General features: G+C 39.1%; 12 protein-coding genes and 1 pseudogene. 2 read left to right on the top strand and 11 right to left on the bottom strand.

Going from position 1 to position 13,496, the window contains the following annotated elements:
- Positions 1–60: 60 nt before the first annotated feature.
- The 6 genes and pseudogenes from mqnF to CS889_RS01355 all read right to left on the bottom strand — a co-directional run bounded on the left by mqnF (position 61) and on the right by CS889_RS01355 (position 7,286).
- Positions 61–1,290 carry an aminofutalosine deaminase family hydrolase gene (gene mqnF / locus CS889_RS01380; protein WP_089086609.1) on the bottom strand — a complete coding sequence of 410 codons (1,230 nt, stop codon included), beginning with the start codon at positions 1,288–1,290 and terminating at the stop codon, positions 61–63.
- Positions 1,275–2,411, bottom strand: a complete 1,137-nt coding sequence (locus CS889_RS01375) for an amidohydrolase family protein (protein ID WP_089086608.1) — start codon at positions 2,409–2,411, stop codon at positions 1,275–1,277. The genes mqnF and CS889_RS01375 overlap by 16 nt, the downstream gene beginning before the upstream one ends.
- A 9-nt stretch (positions 2,412–2,420) precedes the next feature.
- The gene (locus CS889_RS01370; RefSeq protein ID WP_001880221.1) at positions 2,421–3,140 is read right to left on the bottom strand and encodes a cytochrome c biogenesis protein CcdA; all 720 of its coding nucleotides are present in this window, start codon (positions 3,138–3,140) and stop codon (positions 2,421–2,423) included.
- A 56-nt stretch (positions 3,141–3,196) separates the two neighbouring features.
- Positions 3,197–5,767 (bottom strand): ATP-dependent Clp protease ATP-binding subunit, encoded by a 2,571-nt coding sequence (locus tag CS889_RS01365; RefSeq protein WP_089086607.1) that lies wholly within the window; start codon positions 5,765–5,767, stop codon positions 3,197–3,199.
- Between the two features lie 73 nt (positions 5,768–5,840).
- Positions 5,841–6,599 (bottom strand): DNA-methyltransferase, encoded by a 759-nt coding sequence (locus tag CS889_RS01360; protein ID WP_000806058.1) that lies wholly within the window; start codon positions 6,597–6,599, stop codon positions 5,841–5,843.
- Positions 6,596–7,286: pseudogene (locus tag CS889_RS01355) on the bottom strand (BsaWI family type II restriction enzyme). The gene CS889_RS01360 and the pseudogene CS889_RS01355 overlap by 4 nt, the downstream one beginning before the upstream one ends.
- A gap of 85 nt (positions 7,287–7,371) precedes the next feature.
- Here CS889_RS01355 and CS889_RS01350 point away from each other — a divergent pair.
- A complete protein-coding gene (locus CS889_RS01350) occupies positions 7,372–7,614 on the top strand; it encodes a hypothetical protein (protein ID WP_089086606.1) in 243 nt (80 codons plus the stop codon).
- Positions 7,607–8,779, top strand: coding sequence for a DNA methyltransferase (locus tag CS889_RS01345; RefSeq protein WP_089086605.1), 1,173 nt, complete (start codon positions 7,607–7,609; stop codon positions 8,777–8,779). The genes CS889_RS01350 and CS889_RS01345 overlap by 8 nt, the downstream gene beginning before the upstream one ends.
- Positions 8,780–8,797: 18 nt before the next feature.
- Here the strand turns inward: CS889_RS01345 and xseA are convergent, their stop codons facing one another.
- Genes xseA through purA form a run of 5 tightly spaced genes read right to left on the bottom strand, consistent with a single transcriptional unit; the run spans position 8,798 to position 13,446 of the window.
- Positions 8,798–10,060: an exodeoxyribonuclease VII large subunit gene (xseA, locus tag CS889_RS01340; RefSeq protein WP_089086604.1), complete on the bottom strand. Its 1,263-nt coding sequence runs from the start codon at positions 10,058–10,060 to the stop codon at positions 8,798–8,800.
- A 12-nt stretch (positions 10,061–10,072) separates the two neighbouring features.
- The gene (gene rseP, locus CS889_RS01335) at positions 10,073–11,128 is read right to left on the bottom strand and encodes an RIP metalloprotease RseP (RefSeq protein ID WP_089086603.1); all 1,056 of its coding nucleotides are present in this window, start codon (positions 11,126–11,128) and stop codon (positions 10,073–10,075) included.
- Positions 11,125–11,793, bottom strand: coding sequence for a MotE family protein (locus CS889_RS01330; RefSeq protein ID WP_089086602.1), 669 nt, complete (start codon positions 11,791–11,793; stop codon positions 11,125–11,127). Before CS889_RS01330 ends, rseP begins: the two co-directional genes overlap by 4 nt.
- The gene (locus CS889_RS01325) at positions 11,786–12,214 is read right to left on the bottom strand and encodes a flagellar export protein FliJ (protein WP_089086601.1); all 429 of its coding nucleotides are present in this window, start codon (positions 12,212–12,214) and stop codon (positions 11,786–11,788) included. The genes CS889_RS01330 and CS889_RS01325 overlap by 8 nt, the downstream gene beginning before the upstream one ends.
- Positions 12,211–13,446, bottom strand: coding sequence for an adenylosuccinate synthase (gene purA, locus CS889_RS01320; protein ID WP_089086600.1), 1,236 nt, complete (start codon positions 13,444–13,446; stop codon positions 12,211–12,213). The genes CS889_RS01325 and purA overlap by 4 nt, the downstream gene beginning before the upstream one ends.
- Positions 13,447–13,496 lie beyond the last annotated feature (50 nt).

The following is a 13,496-nucleotide window of genomic DNA, read 5'->3' as shown; positions in this document are numbered from 1 at the left end:
CAAACCCCCAACTAACCCCCTAAGAGCGCTTTAAAATAACAAAGCCACCAACCGCTCTCCTTAGATCACCCTTTCCCCCCCTAAAAACAAGCGCTCCACTTCTTTAGCATGCAATAAAAATTGCAAGATCGCTTGCTCTTTGGTGAATTTTTCATTAAAACCAAACACGCTCAAATCCGCCCTCTTATTAGCTTCTATCTCGCCATTATTTAAAGCTAAAGCTTTAGCCCCATGCCTAGTCGCCCCTAAAAGGGCTATTTTGGCTAATTCTAATAACGGCATGTTATGGGTGAGCAAAAACGCCCTTAATTCGTCTAAAAGGCTCAGCGAAATGTTAGAACTCAAGCCATCAGTGGCGACGCTCACGCTCAAACCGGCTTCTCTAACTCTCTCTAAATCCAACGCTTTCCCGCTCAACAGCCGGTTAGAAAAGGGGCATGTGATTAAAAAAGCGTTTTTGACTTGAGACTTGATCCTTTTTAATACTTCTAAAGAAGCGAACTGGTTATGCACAAATAAAGTGTGCGTGTCTTTAAACATGTCAATGTAATCGTTCGCACCCTCATAGAGCGATGTGAAATTAGACTCTTTTAAAAAACGCTGGTAAAAATTTTCAAACCACCCTTTAGAATTTTCTACCCATTCTAGTTCTTCAAGCGATTCTAAAAAATGCGTAGAAAGCAGGCTTTGTGAATCTTTGGCCAATTGGATGACGCTCAAAGCCATGTCTTTTTGCACCGAATAAGGGGCATGCACAGCCAGAGCCGCTTTAAGCTTTTTATCTTCCAAATCTTTTAACTCTTTAAATTTCGCCTCAAACGCTTTTAATTTTTCTAAAGAATAGCTGCTCCCTAAAAACTCTAAAAACACGACAGCATTCAAGGGGCTTTCTTTCAATAAATTAACTTCTATCAGGTGGTTAGAAATCGCTCCCACGCTCCCCACCCCGCTTTTTAATTGCGCCATGATGGCGTTTTGAATAGCCCCTTGGCAATTTTCTAAAATCGCTCCCCCATTGTTCAACACGCTCCCTAACCAGCCAGAAAAACTCCCGTAATCAAAACTCGCCTTGTTGTTGGAAAATTCAAAATGGGTGTGCGCGTTGATAAAAGCGGGCAACAGAACGGAATTTTCAAAAAACTGCGCCTTTAAGTGGGGGTATTTAAGCGTTAAATTGTGATAATCGCCTATTTCAACAATCTTTTCATCAAAGACCACGCCACAATCTTCTAACACTTCGCATTTTTCATTACACAAAAAAACTAAAGACGCTCCTATGATTTCTTGCATGCATTCTCCTTAATAAATGTGGTTTGACCTTTTAAAATCATTCTTTGCACTTCGCCATACAATTCCAAACCATAAAAGGGCGAATTTTGATTACTCACTCTTGTTTGAGCGTTTAAATCCACGATCATCAAATTGGCTAATTGGTTTTCTTTAATCTCGCCCGCATTGAGTTTTAAAAACTTCGCTTGATTGGTTGCCATGACTTTAATGAGCTGTTGGAAGCTAATGACCTTTTTTTGAACTAAAAAAGTGTAAGCCACGCTAAAAGCGTCCTCTATGCTCTCACACCCAAACGCGCTTTCTTCAAAAAGCTCTGCGTTAGAATTTTTAGAAGCATGAAGGCTTGTGAGCATGGCGATTTCGTTATTCTTTAGGGCTTCTTTTAGGGCGTTTTGACCTTCCTTATCCCTTAAAGGAGGGGCGATTTTAAATCGGGGTTCATAATCTTCATACACGCTTTCATCTAAGATCAAATGGCTTAAGGGCGTTTGGGCTTGTAATTTCGCTCCTAAATCGTTAAAGGCTTTGATGAGTTTGAGCGTGGTAGCGCTAATCACTTTATTTAAAAGCATGGGGATTTGTAACGCCCTAGAAACTTCCATGAAACGCACCAAGCGCGTGTTTTCAAACGCATTGTCTACAAAATTCTGCCCCAATTCATAGGCTAATGCCCCGCTATTTAGGGCTTCAAAAGAATTTTCCAAAGAAATTAAAAGGGGCAAGTTGTAGGATTTGGCGTAGTGGCTGATGAGTTCTAAAAAAGCGTCAGATGGCGCGATTAAAATTTCCCCCCCTTTATTTTTAAGCGTGGCGATGTCGGCTAATTGGTTGTTTTTGAGCGCCATGATATTTTTAATACCGCTTTGATCGCCATTGAAAACATTGAGTAACCCCACCCCCCCTTTAAAAGCCTTTTGTTTTAAATTTTCATAACCCTCTAAATCAGTAACGCTCAAATCAATAAAGCTTGGCAGCACGAATAAATTGTCGCACTCAACCACTTCTTCATTATTAATAGGGCTTAAGTTTTCTCCAATCTCTATAATGAGGGAATCTTTTAAGCGGATGTCCGCTCTTTTTAAAACCTCATCATCATAAAACGAAGCGTTTTTTAACAGCATCAAACCCTCCTAATTTTGTAAAAAGTTAGTTAGGCTTTCTAAAGAATTTGTCATGATCAATATTCCCATTAAAATAAGCACCAACCCTGAAACAATTTCAATCGCGCGGTTGTATTTCTTTAAGGATTTTAAAAACAAAAGCGCTCTTTCTAGCATTAAAGCCACCAATAAAAAAGGGATCGCCAAGCCCATTACAAACACCACCATAAGGATTAAGCCATAAGTATCCTTACTCGCGCTCATGATCACTATGGAAGTGAATATCGGCCCGATGCATGGCGTCCAGCCCAAAGCGAAACTCATGCCCAAAAGAAAGGGGTAAAAGCGTTGCATGCTATTAGATTTACTCGCCAAACGAACGCTTTGAGTCTTATACAAAAATGCAAAACGAAACACACCCAAAAAATGCAAACCAAAAAGGATCACAATCCCCCCGGCGATATAATTCACCCAGGAAAACGAAAAGCTATGGATAAGCTTAGCCATAGACATGCCCACGCCCAAAAACACGAGCGAAAACCCTACCACAAACATCAAGGATTTTAAAAAAACCGAAACCCTTTTAGCCTTACCATCTTTAATATCCTCTAAAGAAATTTGAGAGATATAAGACATATACGCCGGGATTAAAGGCAACACGCAAGGGCTTAAAAAAGTTAAAATCCCAGCTAAAAGCGAAGTTAAAAGAGGCGCTGTCTCAAATAAATTGATAAGCGTGTTATCAAACATCATCCAATCCTTTTTTAAAAATAATCGTTTCTTATATTTTTTAGAATAACAAAACCTCACTTAATCTTAGGCACAATCTCGTTATTTTCTACCACAAACGCCACGCTGTCATTCTCTTTAATTTTATCCTCTAAAATGAGTTCAGCGAGCTTGTCTTCTACCATTTCATAGAGCGCGCGCTTTAGGGGTCTAGCGCCATAAAATCTGTCAAACCCTGCTTCGGCGATCAATGCTTTTGCTTTTTCGTCTAGGGTTATATTAATACCCCTTTCAAGCGCTTTTTTTTGAACGTTTTCAAAGAGTATCCCCACGATATTAATGATAGCATGGCTATCTAGGGCGTTAAAGGAGATGATTTCATCTAATCGGTTTAAAAATTCCGGCTTGAAAAATTGCCTCAAGCTCTCTTTGATCGCTTTTTGTTTATCGGCTTCACTCAAACTTTCTTCTAAAAGCGCGCCACTAGCCACATTGCTGGTTAAAATCAAAATCGTGTTTTTGAAATCCACCCTCACGCCCTTACTATCGGTTAAATGCCCCTCATCTAAAACCTGCAACAAGAGGTTAAACACATCCGGATGGGCTTTTTCCACTTCATCTAATAACACCACGCTATAAGGCTTTCTGCGCACCGCTTCGGTCAATTGCCCGCCTTCTTCATAGCCCACATACCCAGGAGCGGCCCCAATAAGACGGCTGATAGCATGCTTTTCCATGTATTCGCTCATGTCAATTCGTATAAGATTTTTATCGCTATCAAACAAGAATTGCGCCAAAGCTTTAGCGCTCTCGGTTTTACCCACGCCTGTTGGCCCTAAAAAAAGGAAACTCCCTATGGGCTTGTTGCTATCGCTAAGCCCGGCCTTATTCCTTTTAATCGCTTTAGCGATCGCTTTGAGCGCTTTTTCTTGCCCCACCACTCTTTTTTGCAATTCGCTTTCAATGTTTAAAACCCTATTTTTTTCGCTTTGGAGCATTTTTTGGACAGGGATATGCGTCCATTGGCTCACGATCTCAGCGATATTGTTTTCGGTTAAAGCGTTTTGCAACAACGCCCCGTTTTGCTGCATCGTTTCCCATTTATGCTGCAATTCTTTTTCTTTCTTTTCCTTTTCAGGGATTTTAGAGTATTCAATTTCAGCCGCTTGCTGGTAATCCCCATTGCGTTTAAACCTTTCAGCCTCTTTTTTCAAGCCCTCCATTTCCATTTTCAAGCGTGAAATTTCTTTAAACACTTCTTTTTCATTTTCAAATTGCGCTTCTAATTGGATTTTTTCCTCTTTCAAATCGCTCAATTCTTTAAGGATTTCTTGCATGCGTTTGTGGTTGCTCTCTTTGTTTTCCATTTCAAGGGCTTGTTTTTCCATTTCTAGTCTTTGAATGGAGCGCTTCACGCTAGAGAGTTTGGCCGGCTCTGATTCCATTTGCATTTTTAATTGAGCCGCCCCCTCATCAATCAAATCAATCGCTTTATCGGGTAAAAACCTATCGGTGATATAACGGCTGGAGAGTTTAGCGCTCGCTATGAGCGCGGAGTCATTGATAGTGATATTATGGTGCGTTTCTAAAGTTTCTTTCAACCCCCTTAAAATCTGTAAGGCTTCATTGATGCTAGGCTCATTGAGTAAAATGGGTTGGAAACGCCTTTGTAGCGCCATGTCTTTTTCAAAATACTTGCGGTATTCTTTTAGAGTGGTCGCTCCAATCGTGTGCAATTCCCCCCTAGCGAGCGCGGGTTTTAAAATATTAGCCGCATCCATGCCCCCCTCACTAGCCCCAGCCCCCACAATCGTGTGGATTTCATCAATGAATAAAATCACATTCGCGCTTTTTTTAACTTCTTCAATCACCTTTTTCAAGCGCTCTTCAAACTCGCCTCTGTATTTCGCCCCAGCCACCAATAAGCTCAAATCTAAAGCGACAACCCGTTTGTTTAAAAGCGTTTTAGGCACTTCCTTATTCACAATGCGTTGGGCTAACCCTTCCACAACAGCCGTTTTCCCCACTCCAGGCTCACCTAGTAAAATAGGGTTATTTTTTGTTTTTCTGATCAAAATTTGCATCATGCGAATGATTTCTTCATCCCTTCCGATCACGGGATCCAGCTTATTTTCTAAGGCTTTTTGCGTCAAATCAATGCCAAATTTTTCTAAACTTTCCAAATTGGAATCATCGTTTTTATCCTGGATAGTCCTGCCTTTTCTTAAAGATTCTAAAGTTTTTTGCAATTCTTTAGTGTCTAAATAAGGCTTTAGAACGCTTTCAAAAAGATTCATATTCGCCAAAAGATACACATCGGTAGCGATGAAAGAATCGCCCGTTTTAGCCATCAAGCCTTGAGCGTTTTCTAAACTTTGGATTAAAGCTTGGTTTAATTGGATATTTTGCTTGCTGATTTGTGAAACTTTAGCGAACTTATTCAGCTCGCTTTGAACGCTAAGCTTTAAAGCTTCAATATCCACAGGCATTTTTTGTAAGGCTTGAATAAGAATGCCTTGGGAATTATTGAGCATGGCAAAAAGCATGTGCATGGGCGTTACTTCAGCGTTTTTATGGTGTAAGGCTAGAGCGAGCGCGCTATCTAAAGCCTCATGCAATTGGTCAGTCATTTTTTCAAATAAATTCATTATCAATCCTTGTTTGAGTTTTAAAATCTTTACTATTTTACACTATTTTAACCCTCAAAGGTTTTTAAAACGCTCACACTAACGACAAACTCTCCAAAATACGCTTTTTAGACAATTCGCAATATTCTTTTTCAATCTCTAAACCCACGCTAAAACGCCCTAAAGCGTTCGCCTCTAAAATAGTCGTACCAGATCCGCTAAAAGGATCAAAAATCGTGTCTTCCAAAAAAGAAAACAATTGGATGCAACGCCTGGGTAATTCCCTTGGGAATGGGGCTGGGTGTTTTAGGCGCTTTTTGGATTCACCGCTAAAATTCCATAGCCCGTTCGTGTAGAGTAAAAATTCCTCTTTACTCATCGTAGAAGTTTGTTTTTGGCGTTTGTATTCGTTTTTATAAAAAACAACGATCAACTCCACAGGAGCGATCGCATAGGGCGCGCTAGCTTGCAGCCAACTCCCCCAAGCGGTGCGTCTTGAGATATTGCTTTCATTCCAAATGATCGTATTTTGGTATTTCCAACCGCATTCTTTAGCCACTATAGTAATATCAGCCCCCAAACTTTGCTTGCCATGTTTATTCGTATCTAAAGGGACATTTAAGCACAATCTCGCCTGTTCCTTACCCCAAAAATAACAATTTTTAAGCCAATTTTTACACCAATTCAAATAATCATCATAAGCCCTAAAATCATTGCTCCCTTGGTATTCAATGCTCAAATTATAGGGCGGTGAAGTAACGCACAAATCATAAAAACCTTTTTCAAAAGTCTCTAAAACGCTCGCATCGCCATGGTATAAATCCAATTTCTCCAAACTGAAATAAGGTTTCATAAAAGCCTTTTTAAATCTTCTAATAAATTCTCTATGCCCTTAATTTTAGGGTTTTGATCAAAATGGCTTTTGGCTAAATAGAGGCCATCTAATTCATGCTCCATGACGATCCTAGCCTTTTTAGGCTTGTCTTTAAAACTGATCTCCTCATCGTTATCCGGTGTTATCATGAAAACTTTAATATGAAAAGTTACAGGCGATTGTAAAAGTTTTAATTTCCAATAAGGCGTCTTTTGTGAAACGCTCTCTAAACGAATTTTTTACCGATAAAATCGCTAGAATTTTGATATTGTCCTTGTTGGTTTGATAAAGAATAATATCGGGCAACACGCTATATCCTCCAAAATGCACCAATAAAGCCCGTTTGACTCTATCCAACTCGCCATTAATGCGCTTAGCCCTTAAGGTTTTATCGTTCGTCATTTTTACATTGTTTTTAATACAAAAATCTTTTAATAAAAGTTCTATGATTTTTTCTAACGCTCTTCCAATTACGCTGACAAAGCCTTGTCTGGCCAAAATGCTGGCCTCTTCCTTGCTTTTATTTTGCTTGATATAATCGTTCATTTTATGGTTTAAAAAGCGTTCTTTTTCTTGCATATAAAAAACCTGCAAAAACTTGTAAGGCTCAGGGTATTCTCTCATAAAATCTTTAAAACGCTCTAAAATAATATCCGCTAAACTCAATCCAAACACCTTAATCCATAGAAATCCATCAAATTATAATACAAAACTTTTTTATAATGGTTGGCGTTTGAAACAAGCTATAATATTGACAGAGTTTAATCAAAGGGCTAGATATGCAATTTTTAAATCAGTCTTTAGGATTTTTGGCCTTGATGCCAAAAGAAGTTCGAACGATGAATTTTTAGAAATCAAACAAGTATCTTTTCAAAGTCAATTAATCAAAGAATTTGAATTTAAAATGAAACCCATTGATTCAAAAGAACAAGAGCTTATCAATCTTTTTAATCTCAAATTCGGTCGTTTTTCTTGGGAAAATCATCTTGCATAAAGTTTTTATCATGGAAGCTTTGGAGTGTTTGAAAAGAATAGAAAAAGAAAGCATCCAAACGATCTATATAGATCCCCCTTATAACACCAAGAGTTCTAACTTTGAATATGAAGACGCTCATGCTGACTATGAAAAATGGATTGAAGAACATTTGATTTTAGCAAAGTCTGTGTTAAAACAAAGCGGTTGTATTTTTATTTCTATAGATGATAATAAAATGGCTGAAGTTAAAATCATTGCCAATGAAATTTTTGGAACGCGCAATTTTTTAGGCACTTTTATCACCAAACAAGCCACAAGTTCTAACGCAAAACACATCAACATTACCCATGAGTATGTTTTAAGCTACGCCAAAAATAAAGCGTTCGCTCCTGGTTTTAAAATCTTACGAACGCTTTTGCCCATCTATGCTAAACCCTTGAAAGATTTAATGCGAATGATTAAGAACGTTTTCAAACAAAAAGGACAAGCTCAAGCCCAACTTGTCTTAAAAGAACAAATCAAAGAATTATCTCAAAAAGAACATTTTAATTTTTTAAAAAATTATAATTTGGTGGATGAAAAAGGTGAGATTTATTTCGCTAAAGATTTATCCACGCCTTCAAACCCACGCAGTGTAGCGATACAAGAAATCAATCTTTTTTTAGAACCCTTAAAAAGCAGAGGGTGGAGCAGCGATGAAAAGCTTAAGGAGTTATATTATCAAAACAGGCTTATTTTTAAGAACAATCGCCCTTATGAAAAATATTACCTAAAAGAATCGCAAGATAATTGTTTGAGCGTGTTAGACTTTTATAGCCGACAAGGCACAAAAGATCTAGAAAAATTAGGCTTAAAGGGGCTTTTTAAGACGCCAAAACCTGTAGGATTGATTAAATATTTATTGTTATGCTCCACCCCTAAAGATTCTATTATTTTAGATTTTTTTGCAGGCAGTGGGACAACAGCGCAAGCGGTTATAGAAGCTAATAAGGATCATTATTTGAATTGGTCTTTTTATTTGTGTCAAAAAGAAGAAAGAATTAAAAATAACCCGCAAGCCGCTAGCATTTTAAAAAACAAAGGGCATCAAAACACGATTTCAAACATCATGCTATTGCGTTTAGAAAAGATCATTAAAAGAAGTGAATACGAAATTTTAAAAACAAAATCTATTGTATTTTAAATCTTATTTTTCAAACCCCTACACCCTATCCACGCTCAAAATTTCAGCGCTCGCTCTGGCTTTTTCATTGTTTAATTCAATTTTATCGCCCATTTTTAATGCCTCTAATTCTATCGCTTGATCATTTTTACTCACAAACGCCCCGAATTGGGGCAGTTTCAAATTTGCGTAAGCGAGTTTGAGGGCGTTTTCTAGCCTGTTTAAGCGCTCTGTTTTGGTTTGTAAAAAAGGGCTTGTGGATAGTTGGGTAGAGATTTTTTCTAAAAGCGTTTTTTTAAGGCGTAAAAATTCTAGGGTTTTATTTTCTAAAGCGATTGTTAATTTCTCTAGCTTTAAAGCGTTTAAATGGTGCTTGTTTTCAAAACTCAATCGTTTCAAAGAAGCCGCTAAATGCTCTAAATGCGCCTTTTTTTGATGGAGTAAAATCTTAAAAGAGCGGCACAATTTCACATTAAACCCATCAAGTCTTTGCAACCACTCATCGCTATTAGGGAGCAAAATCTCCATCGCGTTTGAAGGCGTAGAAGCCCTTAAATCCGCCACTAAATCGCTCAATAAAAAATCGCTCTCATGCCCAATAGCTGACATGCTGAAGGTTTTAGCCAAATACAGAGCATCAGCGATTTTCTCATCATTGAAAGAATACAAATCCTCCATGCTCCCCCCACCCCTAGCCACTACAATCGCATCAAAAGCGTTTTTTGTGTCATGAAAACTATCCGCATAAGCGATGCTCTCCACCACGCTTTGAACGCACCCTTCCCCTTGCATTAAGGTATTGATGCAGACTAATTCACACATCGGCCATCGTTTGGAAGCGATCTTTTGCATGTCCGCCCAAGCGGCTGAATTTTGAGAAGTGATGACTGCCACTCGTTTAGGAAAATGCGGTTTGGGTAATTTATTCGCTTCATCAAAATAGCCTTTAAGGCGTAATTTTTCTTTCAATTGCTCTAAAGCTAAAGTTAATGAACCTATATCTTTAGGCTCTATTTCAAAGCAATTGATTTGATAATCCCCTCTTGGGACATACACGCTAACACCCCCAAAAACAACCACTTCCTGCCCTTCTTTTAAAGCGAATTTGAGCCTGTTAGCGTTCCCTTTAAACAGCACGCATCTAATGACTGATTGGCTGTCTTTGAGCGAAAAATACGCATGGCCACTCACCTTGTGGATAGTCAAATTACTCACTTCCCCTTGAACCCTAACTTGCAAAAAAGTCGCTTCTAAAAGGGCTTTGATTTGCGCGTTGATTTCGCTCACGCTCAATACATGCACCAACTCCCCCTTTTATAGCAAATGAGTGATGTCATTAAAAAGCCCTAAAAACATGACAAAAACCAAAAACCCCACCCCCACTAGCCACAACGCATTTTGTATGGGCGTTGGCAAAGCGATATGAAAAATATTTTTAAAAACGACCCCTAGCATTTGCGCCCCATCTAAGGCTGGAATGGGTAGTAAATTTAAAATCCCTAAATTGATAGACAAAAACGCCCCAAACAACAAAAGCATGCTCACGCTATTGGCATGGCTTAACGCCCCCACAATGCCTATTACCCCACTCAATTCTTTAACTGAAGCGCTCCCCACAATCAAACGCCTTAAAGAATCCACAATCAAAACAACGCCCTCTTTAAACCGACTCAAAGCCTTTTCAAACGCTTGAAACACGGAATAAGAGACAACGCCCATTTTTTGCATGTCCGGTTTAATGCCTATTATTTTATATTTGATGATTTCATTAGGATCATTAGATTCGCTTATCACCGCCACGATTTTGGGGGTTAGGCGTTTTTCTAAAATCCGGTTGTTTCGCTCTATTTCTAAAATTAACTCGCCTTGAGAACGCGCCACTATGCCTCTAATCTCTCTAAAACTCGCTATTTTTTGATGGTTGATAGAAAGGATTTTATCCCCCTTTAACAGCCCAGCTTCTAGCGCGTTTTTTTCTAAACCGCCAATGACGGGCAGTAAGACTTTTTCCCCACTCAATGCCAGAAAAAAATACACTAAAACCGCAAAAAGAAAATTAAAAAACGCCCCTCCAAATAGTATCCATAGCTTTTGGAAAGGGCTTTTTTGCGCGTAGCTATCATTCGCTTCATTTTCTTCATTCGCTTCTTTTTCTTCTTTATCCATGCCCTTTAATTTCACATAGCCCCCAAGCGGGATCAAAGACAGAGCGAATTGCGTGCCAAAAAGCTTAAAGAAACAGAGTTTTTTACCAAAACCAATGCTAAACACTTCCACCTTCACCCCACAAATCCTAGCGATAATAAAATGCCCTAACTCATGGACAAAGATTAAAAACGCCAGCATTAAAACCGCTACAATGAACATCATACCCCTGTTGGCTCTTTGGTGTTAGGATCTTTTAGGGTTGGCTCTTTAGGAGGCGTGGGTGGTGTGGGGGGTGTGGGATCTGTGGTTTTTTGGCTTTCTTTATTTTCTTTATTTTCTTTTGGGGGTTTTTGCCACAACTCTGTCAAAGCCGCCGCTTTTTTAGGATCCATTTTGGCTAGAATTTTGCCTAATTCTTGGGGTTTTAGTGCCATTAAAATTTCTAAGGCGTTTTGAGTGGGCAAGTTTTCTAAAATCAGAGCCGATTTAGAATCTTTCATTTTAGAATAAGTCTCGCCAATCTTACTGTCTTTAGCCTGCTTGATTTCTCTTAAAATTTCTTCATTTTCTTCTATCAAATTTTTAAGGCGTTTTTTTTCTTCCGTTTGTAAGGTTTTAAAGGCTTCTTCTTTAGCGGCTAAATTTTTCAGTTTTTCGTCTATTTCTTTTTCTTTCTTGTTTAACAGATCGCTTTTTTCATCTAAAAGGCGGGCGTTTTCGATTTGCAAGATCCTCAAAGACTGCTCTTTTTCACTCAATTGGCGCAAATCGTCTTTCAGTTCGGCTTTTTTAGATTCAAAAATCGCAGAGCATTGCAACAATTCTTGCGCGGCTTCTTCGCCAAAGAGCGCTTGTAAAATCAAGCCCATTAACAAGATTTTACGCATGCATGCCCCCTTTTTGCCAGTGTAAAATCATGGCGTTTTCATCTAAAAGAGCCTGCTCTTTTTTTTCCAAAATTTCCTTTTCTTTTTGCTTTTCATTTTCTAAAATGATTTTAGCTTTTTCTAATTCCTGGTTGGCCAAAAGGTAATCTTTTTCTAAAACTTTTAAATCCTTAGTTAAATTCTCGCCCTCTTGTTGGTAATGTTCTATCTCCATTCTTAGAGCGCTTTTTAATTGCTGGGTTTGTAAAAAAAGGCTCATTCCCCCCAACTTAGGGTTTTTAAACGCGCTCAATTGGGCTTGTTTGTCCAAAACTTCTCGCTCGTTTTGTCGCAATTCTAAACGCTTGCTTTCAAGCTTTCGCTCTATTTTTTCTAACGCAAGGGTTTTTAATTGCACCAACACAGAAGCGAATTTTTTCATAGAAAAATCGTGTCTTCTCTTTCAGGGCTTGTAGAAATAAGGCCAATTTTCACCCCCACTTCTTTTCCAATAAAACGGATATACTCTCTAGCGTTTGGCTCTAAGTCGTCTAATTTTCTCACGCCCACGCTTTTTTCCCAGCCCTTAAAAGTTTGATAAATCGGCACGCAACCTTTCAAATCGCTAGGGAAAGCCTCTAATCTTTCGCCCTTTCTTTCATAAGCCACGCACACTTTAATCGCATCAATCCCGTCTAAAACGTCTAATTTCATTAAGGCTAATTGCGTGCAACCATTCAAAGCGCAAGCGTATTTCAAAGCCACCAAATCCAGCCACCCGCAACGCCTTGGGCGCTTGGTTGTCGTGCCAAACTCCGCACCCTTAGCCCTTAAATGATCGCCCATGGGTGTAGTGTCTTCGCTAGGGAAAGGCCCATTCCCCACACGAGTAGAGTAGGCTTTCGTGATGCCTATGACTTCATTGATCGCTTTAGGGTTTAAGCCGGTGCTAACGCATGCGCTAGCGCTCGTGGTGTTGGAGCTTGTTACAAAAGGGTAAGTCCCTAAATCAATGTCTAAAAGCGTGCCTTGCGCCCCTTCTAGTAGGATTTTTTCACCCTTTTGGTTCGCTTCTATCAGCATGCTTGTGGTGTCTTTGATAAAGGGGCAAATTTTTGGAGCGTAAGTTTTAAAATACTCCCTCAAATCCTTTTCGTAATCCTCGCCCAAATCATACGCTTCTTTAAAAGGCTCAATGGCTTTGAAATGCGCTTTTAGTTTCTCTTCTAATATGGTATCGTCTAATAAATCCCCCATTCTTATCCCGCTCCTCGCCATTTTATCCTCATAGCAAGGGCCTATGCCTTTTTTAGTCGTGCCGATGTTTTGAGATTTTTCTTTAAAAGCGTCTTTTTTGGCATGATAAGGCAAGATCACATGGGCTCTGTCGCTGATAAACAAACGATTTTCTAAATCCTCAAACGCGCTGATTTCTTCGCACAAATCCTTAACACTCACGACCACCGCGCTAGAAATGATATTCTTGCATTTGGGGTATAAAACCCCTGAAGGCATTAAATGCAAAGAATGCTTAACCCCCTTATGCACAATGGTATGCCCCGCATTATGCCCGCCTTGATAGCGCACCACAAAGTCATAATCTTTAGCGATCCTATCAACAATTTTTCCCTTCCCCTCATCTCCCCACTGGATCCCCACAACGACATCTGCCATAAAATATTATCCTTAAAACAAAGTAGATTGGATTGTTTAAAAGCTTGTTA

Origin of the sequence: Helicobacter pylori, assembly GCF_900120335.1 — a bacterium.
Taxonomy (GTDB): Bacteria; Campylobacterota; Campylobacteria; order Campylobacterales; family Helicobacteraceae; genus Helicobacter; species Helicobacter pylori_BU.
This window is presented reverse-complemented; position numbering and strand designations above follow the sequence as displayed.

Bases quoted from the DNA above. Each gene is read 5' to 3' on its own strand.
- CS889_RS01370 (WP_001880221.1), bottom strand. From the start codon at position 3,140: ATGTTTGATAACACGCTTATCAATTTATTTGAGACAGCGCCTCTTTTA.
- rseP (WP_089086603.1), bottom strand. From the start codon at position 11,128: ATGATGTTCATTGTAGCGGTTTTAATGCTGGCGTTTTTAATCTTTGTC.
- CS889_RS01360 (WP_000806058.1), bottom strand. From the start codon at position 6,599: ATGAAACCTTATTTCAGTTTGGAGAAATTGGATTTATACCATGGCGAT.
- CS889_RS01375 (WP_089086608.1), bottom strand. From the start codon at position 2,411: ATGCTGTTAAAAAACGCTTCGTTTTATGATGATGAGGTTTTAAAAAGA.
- CS889_RS01365 (WP_089086607.1), bottom strand. From the start codon at position 5,767: ATGAATTTATTTGAAAAAATGACTGACCAATTGCATGAGGCTTTAGAT.
- purA (WP_089086600.1), bottom strand. From the start codon at position 13,446: ATGGCAGATGTCGTTGTGGGGATCCAGTGGGGAGATGAGGGGAAGGGA.
- CS889_RS01330 (WP_089086602.1), bottom strand. From the start codon at position 11,793: ATGCGTAAAATCTTGTTAATGGGCTTGATTTTACAAGCGCTCTTTGGC.
- mqnF (WP_089086609.1), bottom strand. From the start codon at position 1,290: ATGCAAGAAATCATAGGAGCGTCTTTAGTTTTTTTGTGTAATGAAAAA.
- CS889_RS01325 (WP_089086601.1), bottom strand. From the start codon at position 12,214: ATGAAAAAATTCGCTTCTGTGTTGGTGCAATTAAAAACCCTTGCGTTA.